Origin of the sequence: Streptomyces sp. NPDC021093, from assembly GCF_044333135.1 — a bacterium.
Classification (GTDB): Bacteria; Actinomycetota; Actinomycetes; order Streptomycetales; family Streptomycetaceae; genus Streptomyces.
Genome location: NZ_JBIRQJ010000001.1, coordinates 802591 through 817693, shown reverse-complemented (window position 1 = coordinate 817693; position 15103 = coordinate 802591). Strand labels below are relative to the sequence as shown.

8 protein-coding genes are annotated in these 15103 nt (G+C 70.7%); 7 read left to right on the top strand and 1 reads right to left on the bottom strand.

The window, feature by feature from the left end:
• Positions 1–41 precede the first annotated feature (41 nt).
• Genes ACH4SP_RS03775 through ACH4SP_RS03765 form a run of 3 tightly spaced genes read left to right on the top strand, consistent with a single transcriptional unit; the run spans position 42 to position 11388 of the window.
• The gene (locus ACH4SP_RS03775; protein WP_398408838.1) at positions 42–4007 is read left to right on the top strand and encodes an amino acid adenylation domain-containing protein; all 3966 of its coding nucleotides are present in this window, start codon (positions 42–44) and stop codon (positions 4005–4007) included.
• A complete protein-coding gene (locus ACH4SP_RS03770; protein ID WP_398408836.1) occupies positions 4004–8956 on the top strand; it encodes an SDR family NAD(P)-dependent oxidoreductase in 4953 nt (1650 codons plus the stop codon). Before ACH4SP_RS03775 ends, ACH4SP_RS03770 begins: the two co-directional genes overlap by 4 nt.
• Positions 8953–11388 (top strand): beta-ketoacyl synthase N-terminal-like domain-containing protein, encoded by a 2436-nt coding sequence (locus ACH4SP_RS03765; RefSeq protein WP_398408834.1) that lies wholly within the window; start codon positions 8953–8955, stop codon positions 11386–11388. The genes ACH4SP_RS03770 and ACH4SP_RS03765 overlap by 4 nt, the downstream gene beginning before the upstream one ends.
• 118 nt (positions 11389–11506) lie before the next feature.
• On the opposite strand, the gene ACH4SP_RS03760 is transcribed toward ACH4SP_RS03765, so the two are convergent.
• Positions 11507–12631, bottom strand: a complete 1125-nt coding sequence (locus ACH4SP_RS03760) for a saccharopine dehydrogenase family protein (protein WP_398408832.1) — start codon at positions 12629–12631, stop codon at positions 11507–11509.
• 222 nt (positions 12632–12853) lie between these two features.
• Here ACH4SP_RS03760 and ACH4SP_RS03755 point away from each other — a divergent pair, with 222 nt between their 5' ends.
• From ACH4SP_RS03755 to ACH4SP_RS03740, 4 genes are all read left to right on the top strand, one after another.
• The gene (locus tag ACH4SP_RS03755; protein WP_398409528.1) at positions 12854–13102 is read left to right on the top strand and encodes a cupin domain-containing protein; all 249 of its coding nucleotides are present in this window, start codon (positions 12854–12856) and stop codon (positions 13100–13102) included.
• Positions 13014–13772 (top strand): AraC family transcriptional regulator, encoded by a 759-nt coding sequence (locus tag ACH4SP_RS03750; RefSeq protein ID WP_398408830.1) that lies wholly within the window; start codon positions 13014–13016, stop codon positions 13770–13772. The genes ACH4SP_RS03755 and ACH4SP_RS03750 overlap by 89 nt, the downstream gene beginning before the upstream one ends.
• A 60-nt stretch (positions 13773–13832) precedes the next feature.
• The gene (locus ACH4SP_RS03745) at positions 13833–14423 is read left to right on the top strand and encodes a hypothetical protein (protein WP_398408828.1); all 591 of its coding nucleotides are present in this window, start codon (positions 13833–13835) and stop codon (positions 14421–14423) included.
• A 230-nt stretch (positions 14424–14653) separates the two neighbouring features.
• Positions 14654–15097 carry a hypothetical protein gene (locus ACH4SP_RS03740; protein WP_398408826.1) on the top strand — a complete coding sequence of 148 codons (444 nt, stop codon included), beginning with the start codon at positions 14654–14656 and terminating at the stop codon, positions 15095–15097.
• Positions 15098–15103: the final 6 nt, after the last annotated feature.

The window sequence follows — 15103 nt, the reverse complement described above, 5'->3', positions numbered from 1 at the left end:
GAGTCCGAGGTTCGGCAGACCCACCGACAGGAGGAAACCCCATGCTCCATGACGACATCGCCGGCCGGACGGGGAAGGGCACGGATCCGGGCGAGCCGTTCCCGCTCACCCCGATGCAGCAGGCCTACTGGATGGGCAGGCATCAGGGCCAGGTGCTCGGCGGTGCGGGATGCCACGACTACTTCGAGGTCGACTGCGCCGACATCGACCCGGAGCGCCTGCGGATCGCGATCCGGGGACTGATCGCACGTCAGGGCATGTTACGGATGCGGGTACTCGACGACGGACGCCAGCAGATCCTGGAGACGTCGCCCTGGCCCGGCCTGACCGTCCACGATCTGCGGGCGAGGCCCCGGGAAGAAGCCGAGGAGGAGCTGCTGAGGCTCCGGGAGAGGCTGGCTGACCATCGGCTCGACCCTGACGCCGGCCTCGTCTTCGACATCCAACTGTCCCTGGTCGGCGCGGACTTCAGCCGCATCCACTTCCTGACGGACCTGGTGGCCGTCGACGGGCACAGCATCCTGATCCTGCTGGCCGACCTCGGCCGCAACTACGCCGATCCGTCCCGTCCGCTGCCCCCACTGGACTACGGGTTCCCGCAGTACCTCGCCGACGCGTCGGCCGAATTCGCACAGGACCGTGCGGATGCCATCCGCTACTGGCGGCGCGTACTGCCCGATCTGCCCGGCCGCCCCGCGCTCCCGCTCGCCCGGCAGCCGGAGACCGTGACCACCCCGACGATCCGCCACATCGAGAACACGATCTCGCCCGACGAGTGGAGCCGGTTGTGCGACAACGCCCGCGCCCACGGCGTCACACCGGCGACGGCGCTCGCGACCGCCTATGCGGAGACGCTGGGGTTCTGGAGCGCCGAGCCGAGGTTCCTGGTCAACTTCCCCGTGTTCAACCGGAAGATGATCAACCCGGCGGTGCCGCAGCTGATCGGGGACTTCACCAACCTGGTCCTGGTGCCGGTCGACGTCTCCACGCCGATGCCGTTCGCGGACAGGGCCCGCGTCGTGCACGACAGTTTCCTGGACAACCTGGAGCACTGCGACTTCTACGGCGTCGAGGTACTGCGGGAGCTGATTGCGGCCCGCGCCGATACGGCGAACCACGCCCCGGCGGTGTTCACCTACTTGATGGGCGACGGCAGGACCACCGACCCCGAGGGTCGACAGCGCCTCGGCAAGATGGTCTACACGACGGGGCGGACCCCTCAGCTCTGGATCGACTGCCAGGCCGTCCTTCTGGAAGGTGAGCTCACGCTGTCCTGGGAGGCGATCGACGAGCTGTTCCCGCCGGGCGTGATCGAGGACATGGCCCACGCCCAGAGCCAACTGGTCCGTCGGCTGGCCACGGCCGAGGCGTGGTCGCAGCCCGCCCACCTCAACGTGCCGCGCGACCAACTGCCGGCGCGGGCAGCGGTCAACGCCACCACGGCCCCGGCTTCGAACTCCTTGCTGCACAGCGGGTTCTTCGACCACGCACGGCAGCATCCCGGCCGTGTCGCACTGGTGTGGGGCGAGGACGGCCACCTGACCTACGGACAGCTCGCGGACACCGCGCTGCGGGTCGCCGCGGCTCTGCTGCGGCACGGCGTGCGACGGCAGGAGCCGGTCGCCCTCTCCCTGCCGAGGGGCCCGGAGCAGATCGCCACCGTGCTCGGCATCCTGGCGGCGGGAGCCTGCTACGTACCCCTGACGGCCCAGCCGGTGGCCCGCCTGAGGCTCATGGCCCGCAGCGCGGGCGTCCGCTGCCTCATCACCGACTCCCGCGACGCCGAAGGGATCGACGCGGAGCCGCTCGTCTACGCCGACCTCCTGTCGACTCCCCCGCTGGCGCGACCGGTTCCGGGGACGCCGCGGGACCTCGCCTACACCATCTTCACCTCGGGTTCCACGGGCGAACCCAAGGGCGTCGAGCTGCCGCATGCCGCGGCGGTCAACACCATCGACAGCGTCAACCGCCGCTTCGACGTCTGCCGGGACGACCGCGCCCTGGCCGTGTCGTCCCTCGACTTCGACCTGTCCGTCTACGACGTCTTCGGGCTGCTCTCGGTCGGTGGCTCCCTGGTGCTGCTCGACGAAGGCCAACGCCTGGACCCCGAGGCATGGGTGGCACTCGCGTCCTCGCACCGCGTGACCCTCTGGAACTCCGTACCCGCGATTCTCGACATGCTGCTGACCACCGTCGGCCCCGACCGGTCCCTGCCCGACCTCCGGCTCGCGCTGGCGTCCGGCGACTGGATCGATCCGGAGTTGCCCGGCAGGCTCGCCGCCGCGACCGAGAACCGCTGTCGGTTCATCGCTCTCGGCGGACCGACCGAGACAGCCGTGTGGTCGAACGTCTTCGAAGTCGTCGACCAGCCGGACGACTGGCCGTCGATCCCCTACGGCTTTCCCCTGCCCAACCAGCGCCACCGCGTGGTCGACCGGCTCGAACGCGACCGGCCCGACTGGGTGCCCGGAGAACTCTGGGTCGGCGGGCTGTGCCTGGCCGACGGCTACCGCGGCGACCCGGCACTGACGGCGTCCCGGTTCGTCGAACGCTCCGGTGAACGGTGGTACCGGACAGGGGATCTCGTCCGCTACCGCCCGGGCGGCATCCTGGAGTTCCTCGGCCGCCTCGACCATCAGGTCGAGATCGGCGGGTTCCGTGTCGAACCCGGCGAGATCGAGCACGTCCTGACCGAGCACCCGGCGGTCCACAAGGCGGTGGTGGTCGCACCCGCGATCGGAAAGCAGCGTTCTCTCCGCGGTTTCGTGCAGCTGCGCGACCCCGCCCCCGGTCAGGGCCCCGACGCCTACGACCTCGGCGAGGTCGAGCTCGACCCCCTGGAGCGCCTGCGCTTCAAAGCGAGCCGCCACGGGCTGCGCGAGGTCGACGGCCGTGCGTTCCCGCTCCTGGACGCTCTCGAACCGATCGGCCGTCGAAGCTGCCGTCGCTACAGCTCCGCCCCCGTGACAAGGTCCGCGCTCTCCCACCTGCTGTCCGCGCTGCGTTCCACCGAGGCCACCGACTGCGCGCTCCCCCGCTACCGCTACGCGTCGGCCGGTGCGCTGTACCCCGTACAGGTCTACCTCCATGCCCGGCCCGGCCGGATCCAAGGCCTGGACGCCGGGGCCTACTACTACGATCCGCGCGGCCACCGACTGGTGCGGACGGCAGAGCGCGACGGGCTGCCCGACGATCTGTTCCCGGCGAGCAACCGCGCGCTGGCGGCGCACTCCGCGTTCACGCTGTTCCTCGTCGCGCAACGGCGGGCCGTCGACCCGCTCTACGGACGCGTCGCGCGCGACTTCTGCCTCCTTGAGGCGGGGCTGATCACCCAGTTGCTGGAGACGACCGCGGCACAGACAGGCCTGGGCATGTGCCAGGTCGGCGCCGACGCCGCCCACCCGGCCCTGCGCGAGACCTTCGCCCTGGACGACGGGCACGAGCTCCTCCACACGGCGGTCGGGGGCGTGCCCGAGGCCGAACAGGAGGACCGGGAGCGGGCCGACCCGCAGCAGACGATCGCGGAACTGCGGAGAATGCTGGCGGCGAAACTGCCGCAGCACATGATCCCGGCCTCCCTCGTCGCGGTCGATTCCCTGCCGCTGACCGCCCGCGGCAAGGTCGACCGCACCGCACTGCTGCGGCGCGCCGCGGCCCCCGCGGCAGAGCGGAACTACCGGGAGCCCGGAAACGACATCGAGCGCACGATCCTGGAAGTCGTCCGCCAGGTCCTCGACCTGGAGCAGGTCGATCCCGACGGCCACTTCCTCCAGATCGGGGCGAACTCGGTGGAACTGACCCGGATCTTCACCGTGTTGAGGGACCGCCTCCCGCAGCACGACTTCAGGCTCCTGTCGCTCTTCGAGCACTCCACCCCCCATGATCTCGCGGACTGGCTCGCCGGCGGGGCCGAGCCGGAGGCCGACGCGGCCGAGGAAGGGCGGGCGCGCGCCAGGCGCCAACAGGACCAACGGGCTGCGGCGAGGGCCCGGAGGAAGCGGGGATGAGCACCGTGGACACGGCGTCCGAGATCGCCGTCATCGGAATGGCGGGCCGTTTCCCCGGGGCGACGAACCTGACGGAATACTGGCAGAACCTGCGCGGCGGCGTGGATTCCATCACCCGGCTCACCGATGCGGAACTGATCGCCGAAGGGGTTTCCCGGAAGACGCTCGAAAACGAAGGCTATGTACGGGCGGCGCCGACCCTGGAGGGAATCGACCTCTTCGATGCCGGTGCCTTCGGGTTCACCGGGCGGGAGGCGACCCTCCTCGACCCACAGCAGAGACTGTTCCTGGAGTGTGCGCAGGAGGCCGTCGAACATGCCGGGCTCCGCATCTCGACGGCGGACTGCGCAGGGATCTACGCCGGATGCAACCTGCCCTCGTACTGGATCTCGTACTTGACGGCAGCCCCTGAGATCAGTTCGAGCAGCGAGAGCTTCCAACTGCTGATCCACAACGAGAAGGACTATCTGGCGAGCAGAACCGCCCACAGGCTGGGGCTGACCGGACCCGCGGTGAACGTGCAGACGGCGTGCTCCTCCTCGCTCGTCGCGGTGCACATGGCCTGTCAGGCCCTGCTGGGGCACGAGTGCGACGTGGCACTCGCCGGAGCGGCCACCGTCCGGGTGCCGCACCGCGTCGGCTACGTCTACGAGAACGGGCTGGCCCTCTCCCCGGACGGCAGGTGTCGCCCCTTCGACGCGGCGGCGGCCGGTACCGTGCCGGGCAACGGCGTCGGAGTCGTCGTGCTCAAACGCGCGAGCGACGCCGTGCGCGACGGTGACACCGTACGCGCGGTCATCAAGGCGACCGCCGTCAACAACGACGGGGCCGACAAGATCGGGTTCACCGCGCCGAGCGTTCTCGGCCAGACCCAGGTCATCGCCACCGCGCTGGAACTCGCGGGTATCGATCCGGAAACGGTGACGGCGATCGAGGGGCACGGCACCGGAACCCACCTCGGCGACCCGATCGAAGTCGCCGCACTCACTCGCGCCTTTCGCGCGTACACAACGAAAACAGGATTCTGCGCACTGAGTTCGGTGAAAGGGAACATCGGCCACGCGGAGACCGCAGCAGGAATCGCCGGACTGATCAAGGCCGTGCTTCAGCTCCAGCACGGGCAATTGGCCCCCACCGCTCATTTCGAGCGCGCCAATCCAAAGCTGGAGCTTGAGGATTCCCCCTTCTACATCAATGACAGGCTGTCCGACTGGAAGCCGCTGGCCCGCTCGCCGCTGCGTATCGGAGTGAGTTCGTTCGGAATCGGCGGGACCAATGCCCACGCCGTTCTGGAAGCGGCTCCCGTCGTGCGGGAGCCGACCGTCCGGCCAAGAGCCGTGCTGCGGACCCGGGCGGCGCTGGTCCCGGTGTCGGCCAAGTCCCCTACCGCTCTGCGCCAGTTGGCTCAGCGGATCCGTCATCACCTGGGCGCCCAACCCGAGTGGGAGGCGGCCGATGTCGGATACTCACTGGCCACCGGGCGAACCCCGCTCGACCAGCGGGCGGCCCTGGTGGCCGCCGACCGCCAGGAGTTGCTGGACGGTCTGCACGCACTCGCCGAGGGGAGGCCCCTGCCCAACCTCGTCACGGGCGTGGCCTCCGTCGGCCGACGCGGCAGGACCGCGTTCCTCCTCAGCGGCCAGGGGGGCCAATGGCCCGGTATGGGCAAGGGGTTGTACGAGGCGTCCCCGGCATTCGCCGACGCGTTCGACGAGATCTGTGCGGTCCTGGACGGTCATCTGGACCGGCCCTTGCGGGAGATCGTCTTCGCTTCCCCCGGCAGTCCGGAAGCGGAGCTGCTGGACCGGACCTGCTACACCCAGCCTGCCGTGTTCGCTCTGGAAGTCGCCCTGTTCCGGATGTTGGAGGGGATCGGGGTGCGCTGCGACTCCGTCGCCGGACACTCCATCGGCGAGGTGGCCGCCGTCCACGTCGCCGGAGCGCTGACGCTGGAGGACGCCTGCACGCTGGCCGCCGCCCGCGGGCGGCTCATGGAGTCGCTGCCGGCCGGCGGTGCCATGGCCGCCGTGGGTGCCGACGAGGACGACGTCGCCGAATCGCTGGCCGGGGTACGGGACAGGGTGGGCATCGCGGCGGTGAACGCTCCGGGCGCCGTCGTCGTCTCCGGCGACCAGGACGCGGTCGACGGGATCGTCCGCCACTGGCAGGCCAACGGCCGCCGCGCGAGCCGGTTGACCGTCAGCCATGCCTTCCACTCGCCACGGATGGAACCGATCCTTGCGGACATACGCAGCCTCGCGGGCGGTCTGTCGTTCCGTACTCCGCGGATCCCCCTCGTCTCCACCGTCACCGGTCGCTCCGTCGGCCTCGAAGAACTCCGGTCCCCCGACTACTGGGCCCGGCAGGCCCGTCACACCGTCCGGCTGCACGAGGCCGTCCGCACCTTGTGGGAGGACCGGCACCGCACCTTCGTCGAGATCGGCGCGCACCCCGCCCTCACGCCCGCCGTCCAGCAGACCTGTGAGGGCCTGCGCCCGGCCGACGGATCGGGCCGGGACCCGAACGGGGCTGACGACGTCGTCGTCACCGGCACGCTGTGCCGCGAACAGGACGACGTTCGCCGGCTCCTCACCACCCTCGCCCACCTCTGTACCGGCGGGACGGAAGCCGACTGGTCACAGCTGTACGCCGGACGCGTCTCCCGCCGGGTCGACCTGCCCACCTATCCGTTCCAGCGCCGATCGCACTGGCTGCGGCCCGCGGTCTCCTCCCCGCCGGTCGCGGACCGCCCCGATGGAGCCGAGACGGAGTTCTGGCAGGCCACGGAGCGCGGTGACATCACCGCGGTGGCGTCACTGCTGGAGATAGCCGCGGACACCACCGTGGCCTCGGCCCTGCCCGCCCTTGCCCGCTGGCGACGGGACCACACGGACCGGACCACGGTCGACCGGTGGCGGTACCACGAGGTGTGGGTTCCGGTGGCCGGACCCGAGACGGTCGCCCTGTCAGGGGTGTGGCTGGTCGTGGCCCCGGCCGACCCGGCCGCCCAGGACGTGATCACCGGATGCGCGCAGGGGCTTGAGCGGTGCGGTGCGACCGTTCGGGAACTGCTGCTGGACACGACCGACCTGACGCGTGACCGGCTCGCCGAACGTCTGCGGGACGGGCTCGGCGACTGCCGACCGGCCGGAGTGCTCTCCCTGCTGGGGCTGTCCGAACAGCCGCACCCCGAGCACGGATCGCTGCCGGTGGGACTGGCCGGCACGCTGGCACTGATACACGGGCTGACGCGGGCCGGGGTGGAGGCACCGCTGTGGTGCGCCACCCGGCAGGCGGTCTCCACCGCGCCCTCCGACAGCCTCGTCCACCCGGTACAGGCCACCGTATGGGGGCTGGGTCGCGTCGCGGCACTGGAGTACCCCCCGTACTGGGGTGGGCTCATCGACCTCCCCGAACGCATGGATGACCGGTGCGGGGCCCGGCTGGGCACCGTCCTGGCCGGTCACCACGGTGAGGACGAAGTGGCGGTACGCACCGGGGGGTTGTTCGCCCGTCGCATCGTCCCGGCTCCCCCACCCGAGCCCGCTGATACGCCGACCGAATGGCAGCCGAGCGGGTCGGTGCTGGTCACGGGCGGTACGGGAGAGCTGGGTGCGCGGATCGCCCGCTGGCTGGCCGGCCGTGGCGCGCGGCATCTGATCCTGGCCAGCCGCAGGGGGCCGAAAGCACACGGCGCCGGTGAACTGCGTGCCGAGCTGGCCGCGCTCGGCGCCGAGGCCCGGATCGTGGCGTGCGACGTGGCGGACCGCGCCGCCCTGGCCGCGCTGCTGGCCGACGTGCCTGCCGAGCAGCCGCTCACCGCCGTCGTTCATGCCGCGGGCGTACTGGACGACGGAGTGCTGGAGTCGGTGTCACCGCACCGCCTGGCACACGTACTGCGGCCGAAACTGGTGGGCGCCCTCAACCTGCATGAACTGACCAGGAGCCTGAACCTGTCCCGCTTCGTACTGTTCTCCTCGGCCACAGCGTCCTTCGGGAGCCCCGGTCAGGCCGCCTACTGCGCGGCCAACGCGTTCCTGGACGCGCTGGCCCGCCACCGCAGGGATCTGCGGTTGCCCGCCACCGGCCTGGCATGGGGCCTGTGGGGAGGCCCGGAAACGCCCGAGGGCGAACCGGCGGTACGCGAGGGCATGCGCAGCCGGACCGACACCGACCAGCTTCGTCGACATGGCGTCACGCCCATGGACCCGAGGCTCGCGCTGACGGCGATGGGCCGGGCCCTGGACAGGGACGAGGCCGACCTGCTGATCGCGGACCTGGGGTGGCCACGGTTCGGCGAGTGGCTCACTTCGATGCGCTCCAGCCACCTGTTCGACCGCATCCCCGGCCACTCCTCGGCAGCCGACGAGTCCGACGGCGGCGGCCGGGCGACGGAGTGGCGACGCAGGCTCACCGCGATGGGAGCGGAGGAACAGGAGCAGGCGATTCTGGAACTCGTCCTGGCGCACACCGCCGCAGTGCTGGGACGTCCGGATCCCGAGGGGGTGGAGGTGAGTTCGGCGTTCCAGGAGCTGGGTTTCAGCTCGCTCAACACCATCGAACTGGCCAACCGGCTGAACGCCGCCATGGGCATCAGGGTGCCGGCGGCAGTGCTGTTCGAGTACGGCAGCCCGGCGGCCCTCGGCCGGCACCTGCGCATGTGGCTCCTGGACGGCGTCGAGGAGCCCCCGCGCTCGGTCACCGAGCAGATCGACCAGTTGGAGGAGGCACTTTCCGCCGCGGCGGCCGAAGGCGAGCGCGAAGTCGCACTCGCCCGCCTCCGGTCGCTGATGACGCGTTGGGACAGCACCCGGCTTCCCGGCGGCACGGCGATCGAGACCGCGACCGCCGAGGAGCTGTTCGACCTGATCGACAGCCAGGTCGGCGCGCCCGTCGACGACGCGACGCCGGACGACGTTCCGCCACCGGAAGGAGGCGCGTCCCCATGACCGACGACGCCAAGCTGCTCGCCTACCTCAAGCGGGTCACCGCCGAACTCCAATACGCCAAGCGGCAGTTGCGCGATCTGGAAGACGCTTCCCGGGAGCCGATCGCCGTCGTCGGCATGGCCTGCCGCGCGCCAGGAGGCGTGGACAGCCCGGAAGGACTGTGGGATCTCGTGTCCGGCGAGGTCGACGCGGTCCGTGAGGTCCCCTCCGACCGCGGCTGGGACCTGGAGCGCGTGTACGACGCGGACATGGGCGGCGTGGGCACGACCTACACCGTCGACGGCGGGTTCCTGGACGACGTCGCGGGTTTTGATCCGGAGTTCTTCGGCATCTCGCCGCGCGACGCCCTGGCCATGGACCCTCAGCAGAGGCTCCTGCTGGAGTGCGCCTGGGAGGCCTGCGAACGCGCGTGCATCGATCCGACGTCCTTGATGGGCAGCGACACCGGCGTGTTCGCCGGCGGACTGGCCACCGACTACGGCAAGGGCGTCACCCGGATTCCGTCCGGCATGGAGGGTCTGCTGCAGATCGGACGCATCAGCAACATGCTCGCCGGGCGCATCACCCATGCGCTGGGCCTGCAGGGCCCGGCACTGGCCGTGGACACCGGATGCTCCTCCTCGCTGGTCGCCCTGCACCTGGCCTGCCAGGCCCTGCGCGCGGGCCAGTGTTCGCTGGCCCTGGCCGGTGGCGTCATGGTCTATTCCACTCCCGAGCACTTCGTCGAGTACAGCCGGCTCGGCATGCTGTCCCGGCGCGGCCGGTGCCGGTCCTATTCGGCCGCCGCCGACGGCATGGGCTGGGGCGAGGGCGCCGGAATGCTCCTCCTCGAACGCCTCTCGCACGCCCGCCGCCACCGCCACCGCGTGTTCGCCCAGATCCGAGGCACCGCGCTGACCAGTGACGGCCGCGGCAACGGGCTTCTCGCCCCCAACGGCCTGTCCCAACAGCAGGCGATGCGCCGCGCCCTGCGCGACGCCGGAATACCGCCCCACCACGTCGACGCCGTGGAGGGCCACGGCACCGGCACCGTACTGGGAGACACACTCGAAGCCAGGGCCCTGCAGCAGGTGTACGGCCGCGACCGCCACCCGGAACGGCCGCTGTGGCTCGGCTCGGTCAAGTCGAACATCGCGCACAGCCAAGCCGCCGCGGGCGCGATCGGGATCATCAAGATGTCCATGGCCCTCGGGCACGGAGTCCTGCCCAGAAGCCTGTACTCCGACCTGCCCGTGCCGGATATCGACTGGGACCGAGCCGGGGTCCGGCTGCTGAAGGAGACCGTCTCCTGGCCCTCCACCGGCCGTCCTCGGATGGCCGCCGTGTCGGGGACCGGGGTCAGCGGAGTCAACGCCCACGTCATTCTCGAACAGGCCGCCGACCAGGACGTGCCGCGCCGACCGCCGTCACAGGATCCGCGGGCACCCGCGGTGCCCCTGGTGATCTCCGCCAGGACCCCCGCGGCTCTGCGGGCCCAAGCGGCGCGCCTGCGGGCATTTCTTCAGGACCGCCCCGAACTCGACACCGCGGACGTCGCCCACTCCCTGGCGACCACCCGCACCTCGTTCGCACACCGCGCGGCCGTACCGGCCGAGGACCGCGACCAGGCCTTGCGCGCCCTGGGCGCCCTGGCCGAGGGAACGACGGAGCCCGGGCTCATACGGAATCCAGGCGGCCGCGGCCGCGCCGCCGGGCTTCCCCGAGTCACAGCCGACGCGGTCGAGGCCTACCTGAACGGCGAGACCGTCGGCTGGAAGACCGTCCTCGCGCAGACGCCACCGCTCGAAGCGGGCACGCGGCCGGTCGAAGCGGACACGCGGCCGGTCGAAGCGGACACGCGGCCGGTCGAACTGCCCACCTACGCCTTCCAGCGCCGGCGCTACTGGCTGCACGATCCTCGGCCCGCACCCGCCACCGAGGTGCCCGGAAGCGACCTGTCCCTGCAGTACCAGGGCATCGAACACCGTGGTGCCCTCGTCGTGGCCGGCCTGACGACCCCGACCAACAACGCCGACGATCAGGACGGCCTCGTGGCGGTCACCCACGTATGGGAGCGGTTCATCGCCGACGGCCTCGCCGACCGGCTGACCGGCGCGGCGGGCAACAGCGCTCTCCACGCGGTCTACACCGACTACGAATCGGATCACAACGGCGACTTCACCTACCTGCTCGGCTACGCAGTCGACGACCCCGCCGCTCTCCCCGACGGCATGCAGATACGGAGAATCCCCGCATCCAAGTACGCGGTATTCACGTCCGGCCGAGGCCCTCTGCTGAAGACCGGCCTCGCGGCATGGCGACGCATCTGGGAACTGGAGGACAGCGGTCGGCTTCCCGGAGAACGCACCTACGTCGCGGACTTCGAGGTCCATGAGCACCACGACCCCGACCTCCAGGACGGTCTGTCCCGTATCTACGTCGGAATCAGGTAGCCAGGGCTCGGACGAACCTGTCCGGGAAGCCGGAAGCCCATCTGCCCGGGAAGCCGGAAGCCCACCTGCCCGGGAGCTTCCCTGCAAAGGATCCGCGCCCAACGGCGTTTCCCCCGGCTCAACTCTTCACTTCAAGAGAGCCGCACCCCACGGTGATGGTCCAGCTGATGCCGTGCGGGGCGAGGGAGCCGAGGAAGCTGGTCGGGTCGTACGCCTGCGCCGGGGCAAGCACGCCTGGTTCGGCGCCGTCCTCGGCCAGGCGGCGGGCGGCTTCGACGGCGATCACGGCTGCGCTGCCGTAGGTGTCGTGGCCCCGCACCACCCCGCGGACTGAGAGGCCGTCGCGGCGGACAGCGTCGATGAGGTACGTGAACCGCTGGGTGCGACGGTCCTCCTCGGTGGGCCCTTCGGGCAGGCTGTCGATGATCCCCGGAGTGAGCGGGGTGTCCAACTGGGCGGCGACCGCGGCGTCGACGTGGCTCTCGACGTGCCGGACCGGTATGTGGCGTGGGATGGTGACCACCTCTGACAAGGGGTATTTCGCCACTCCTGTCGGTTGCAGGGCGTCGGGAAGGGTCACCGCGGTGTGCCGGGCGGGGGTCCCGGTACGCCAGCCCCCGTCGTCGTAGCTGAGGCCGCCCGCCTTGATCTCGTCGATCGTATCGACGGCCGAACGCAGCGAGCCGCGAGAGAACCCGCCCCCGCCGGTGATGAAGTGGCTGACGGTGATCTCCTCGATCTCCTCCATCGGCTGGGCGCGTTCGGCGAGCAGGTGGGCGATCAGGTCCCCGGGGAGGCAGCCGTCGTTGGTGGCGGGGACGACGGTGACCCCGGCGCGTTCCGCGTCTTCGGCGAAGGTGTCGAAGACCGCTTTGGTGTAGAGCTGCTCGCCGGCGGTGTCGACGTAGTGGCAGCCGGCGGCGATGGCCGCTCGGACCACGGCGGGGCCGGAACCGGTGAACGGTCCGGCGCAGTTGATGACCGCGTCGCAGCCGCGGAAGGCCGTGACGAGGGCGTCGTGGTCGTCGGTGTCGGCCACCAGCTGCTCGGCGTCGCCTGTTCCCGCAGCTCCTCCCCCAGCCGTTTCCGCAGCCCCTCCCCCGGCCGTTCCCACGGTCGTCGCGGCCTCGCGCAGGCGGGTGGCGTTGCGGCCGACGAGCCGCATGTCGATGTCGCGGCGGGCCAGTTCCGCAAGGACGAGCTTTCCCTGGTAGCCGCTTGCGCCGTAGACGGCGATCTTCACGTGAATCTCCTGGTTCGAGCGACAAGTGATGCTGAGTGATGTCGTGTGTCGTAAGTCGTGTGTCGTGCGGGGCAGTTGACCGGCTCGCCGACGAATTCACCGTATGGCGGTACGAGTGAGACGCCCCATGCGTGAGCGTCCACCGAACATGCGCGACCGTCTTCGCTGGGACCGTGCCGATACGCTGGCCGGGTGGATGTGCTCTCCGACGCGGTCACCGTCATGCGCACCGGCCAACCGCATTCCGGCCGGGTACGTCGGCTGGCGCCGTTCGGCATGCGGAACCCGCCCGTCGCGGGGGCCGGGTTCCACATCGTCCTGCAGGGATCGTGCTGGCTGTTCCCACCGGACGGCGCACCGATCGTCCTCGGCGTGGGGGGATGTGGCCTTCCTGCCCCACGGAGCCGCCCACGGCCTCGCCGACAGCCCGTCGACCCCGCTGGTGGACGCCGTCGCCACGTCACCGGCTGAGATCCCACCACCCGGCCAGGACGACAACGGGCCAGCAACCGGCCGGACGGACGGTTCGGCCGCCACGACGGTCATGCTCTGCGGCGCGTACCTCCTGGACCGGTCCCGGGCACATCCGCTGCTCGACGATCTACCGGAGGTCATCCACCTTCCGGCCCGGGTCGGACGCCACCCGGGACTGCGCGCCGCCGTCGACCTGCTCGGCGGTGAACTGGAGCAGCCACGGTCAGGCAGCGACGCCATGCTGCCCGCGCTGCTGGACGTGCTGCTGCTGCACATCCTGCGCGCCTGGTTCGACGAACAATCCGCCGACGCCGCCACCGGCTGGGCAGCGGCGCTGCGCGATCCCGCCGTCGCCGCCGGGCTGCGCGCCATCCACAGCGACCCCGGCCGGCAGTGGACGGTCGCGGAACTGGCCGCCCGGGGCGGGCTGTCCCGCGCGGCCTTCGCCCGACGGTTCGCCGCACTGGTCGGCCAGCCGCCACAGGCGTACCTGACCTGGTGGCGGATGACCCTCGCGACCCGGCTGCTGCGCGAAGGCGACGCGACGTTGGCCGCGGTGGCCAGGAAGGTGGGCTACACCTCGGAGTTCGCCTTCGCCCACGCGTTCAAGCGGGAGTACGGAACAGCGCCCGTCGGATTCCGCCGATCCGCCTCCGGGCGCACGTAGTCCGAGCAGGACCAGAAGGGTGCCTTCGGCGGGCTGCGGGGCGGTGGATAGCGTGCGGGCATGGTGATGACGGGGAAGCGGCGGGTCCTGTACCGGCAGGGCAGTGGGTTCTGGCGGATGACGGCGAAGTGGGTTCTGGTCTTCGGGGCCCTGTATCTGCTGGACGGCGGGCTGCTCCGGTCGTGGGGCGACGCTCTGGTCTGGCCGTTGATCGGGATCCTGCTGTGGGTGCCGTTCGGGATCGGCGTCGCCTGGTACCCGAAGAAGGACCAGCAGGTCGTGCTGACAGCGCATGAACTACGGGTGCGGCGCAAGCGGCTGCCGATGGAGAAGGTGAACCTGCTGCACGTGGCGCGGCTGTGGCTGGAGGGGCAGTCGACTGCGGACGCCCAGCCGGTGCTGGAGTGGATACGGTTCGACCGGGTGGTGTGGGTGCCGATGCGGGACGGCCGGGCGTTCGGTGTGGAGTTCCGCGATCCGGCCGCGTTCGCCCAGGCCTTCGGCGCCTTCGCGGTCGCGGCGTGCGGCGGTCCTGACATCGTCCGCGCGAGGGCCGCAGCGGAGACCTACCCGGATCCGCTCCCGATACGGCCCCGTACTTCCGCCGCCGACGACGGCTCCTGGCTGGACCTCCTGGACATCTTCAACTGACGCCAAGCGCCGGACGCGGCGCCGAAGCCGCCCGCGAACGACGTGACGGCGAACATAGCCGACATCCCGCACCATCCCTCACCGAGCGCGAGCGGAGCCCCGCCCACCCACCAGAACCAACGCGGTGGGCACGCCCGAAGACGCCGTATCGTACGTGTCGATTATCGCAACGTTGCGTTAGCACACGCATATGGTCTGGTGGCGCAGCACCGAGAACGGGGAGGCATTGCATGGCATGGGAGGAGTGGGAGCAGCTCAAGGCCACGACAGCCGAGCAGCACACCACACGAATGCAACTGAACCAGGTGGATCCCGGCGTTGCGGGCGACACCGGAACTCTGGTGTCGAACAAGGCGGCCTGGGCCAAAGCGGGCCAGGACATCGGCTCGTTCCAAGAGGGCATAAGCACGGCCCTCGGGAAGCTCTCCGAGGGCCAGAAGGGCCTGGTGGCTGACGCAGGTTGCGAGACTGCGGGCGCCCAGAAGGAGGTTCACGATTCCTGGGAGGCCTACGTCAAGAGCGTGAGCGGACGGTGCGGAAAGCTCGCGGGTCTGCTGGAGAAGATCGGCAACGACCAGGTGAAGACCGACCAGGCGGTCCTGGCCGAGATCGGCGGTCTGAAGGTGGAGTACGGCGACACACCCGCAGTCGGCGGAGACGGCAAGGGACGGTAGGACGTC

Excerpts from the sequence above, each read along its gene's own strand:
- ACH4SP_RS03755 (WP_398409528.1), top strand. The coding sequence starts at position 12,854 with ATGCGCACCGGCCAACCGCATTCCGGCCGGGTACGTCGGCTGGCGCCG.
- ACH4SP_RS03745 (WP_398408828.1), top strand. The coding sequence starts at position 13,833 with ATGGTGATGACGGGGAAGCGGCGGGTCCTGTACCGGCAGGGCAGTGGG.
- ACH4SP_RS03765 (WP_398408834.1), top strand. The coding sequence starts at position 8,953 with ATGACCGACGACGCCAAGCTGCTCGCCTACCTCAAGCGGGTCACCGCC.
- ACH4SP_RS03775 (WP_398408838.1), top strand. The coding sequence starts at position 42 with ATGCTCCATGACGACATCGCCGGCCGGACGGGGAAGGGCACGGATCCG.
- ACH4SP_RS03740 (WP_398408826.1), top strand. The coding sequence starts at position 14,654 with ATGGCATGGGAGGAGTGGGAGCAGCTCAAGGCCACGACAGCCGAGCAG.
- ACH4SP_RS03770 (WP_398408836.1), top strand. The coding sequence starts at position 4,004 with ATGAGCACCGTGGACACGGCGTCCGAGATCGCCGTCATCGGAATGGCG.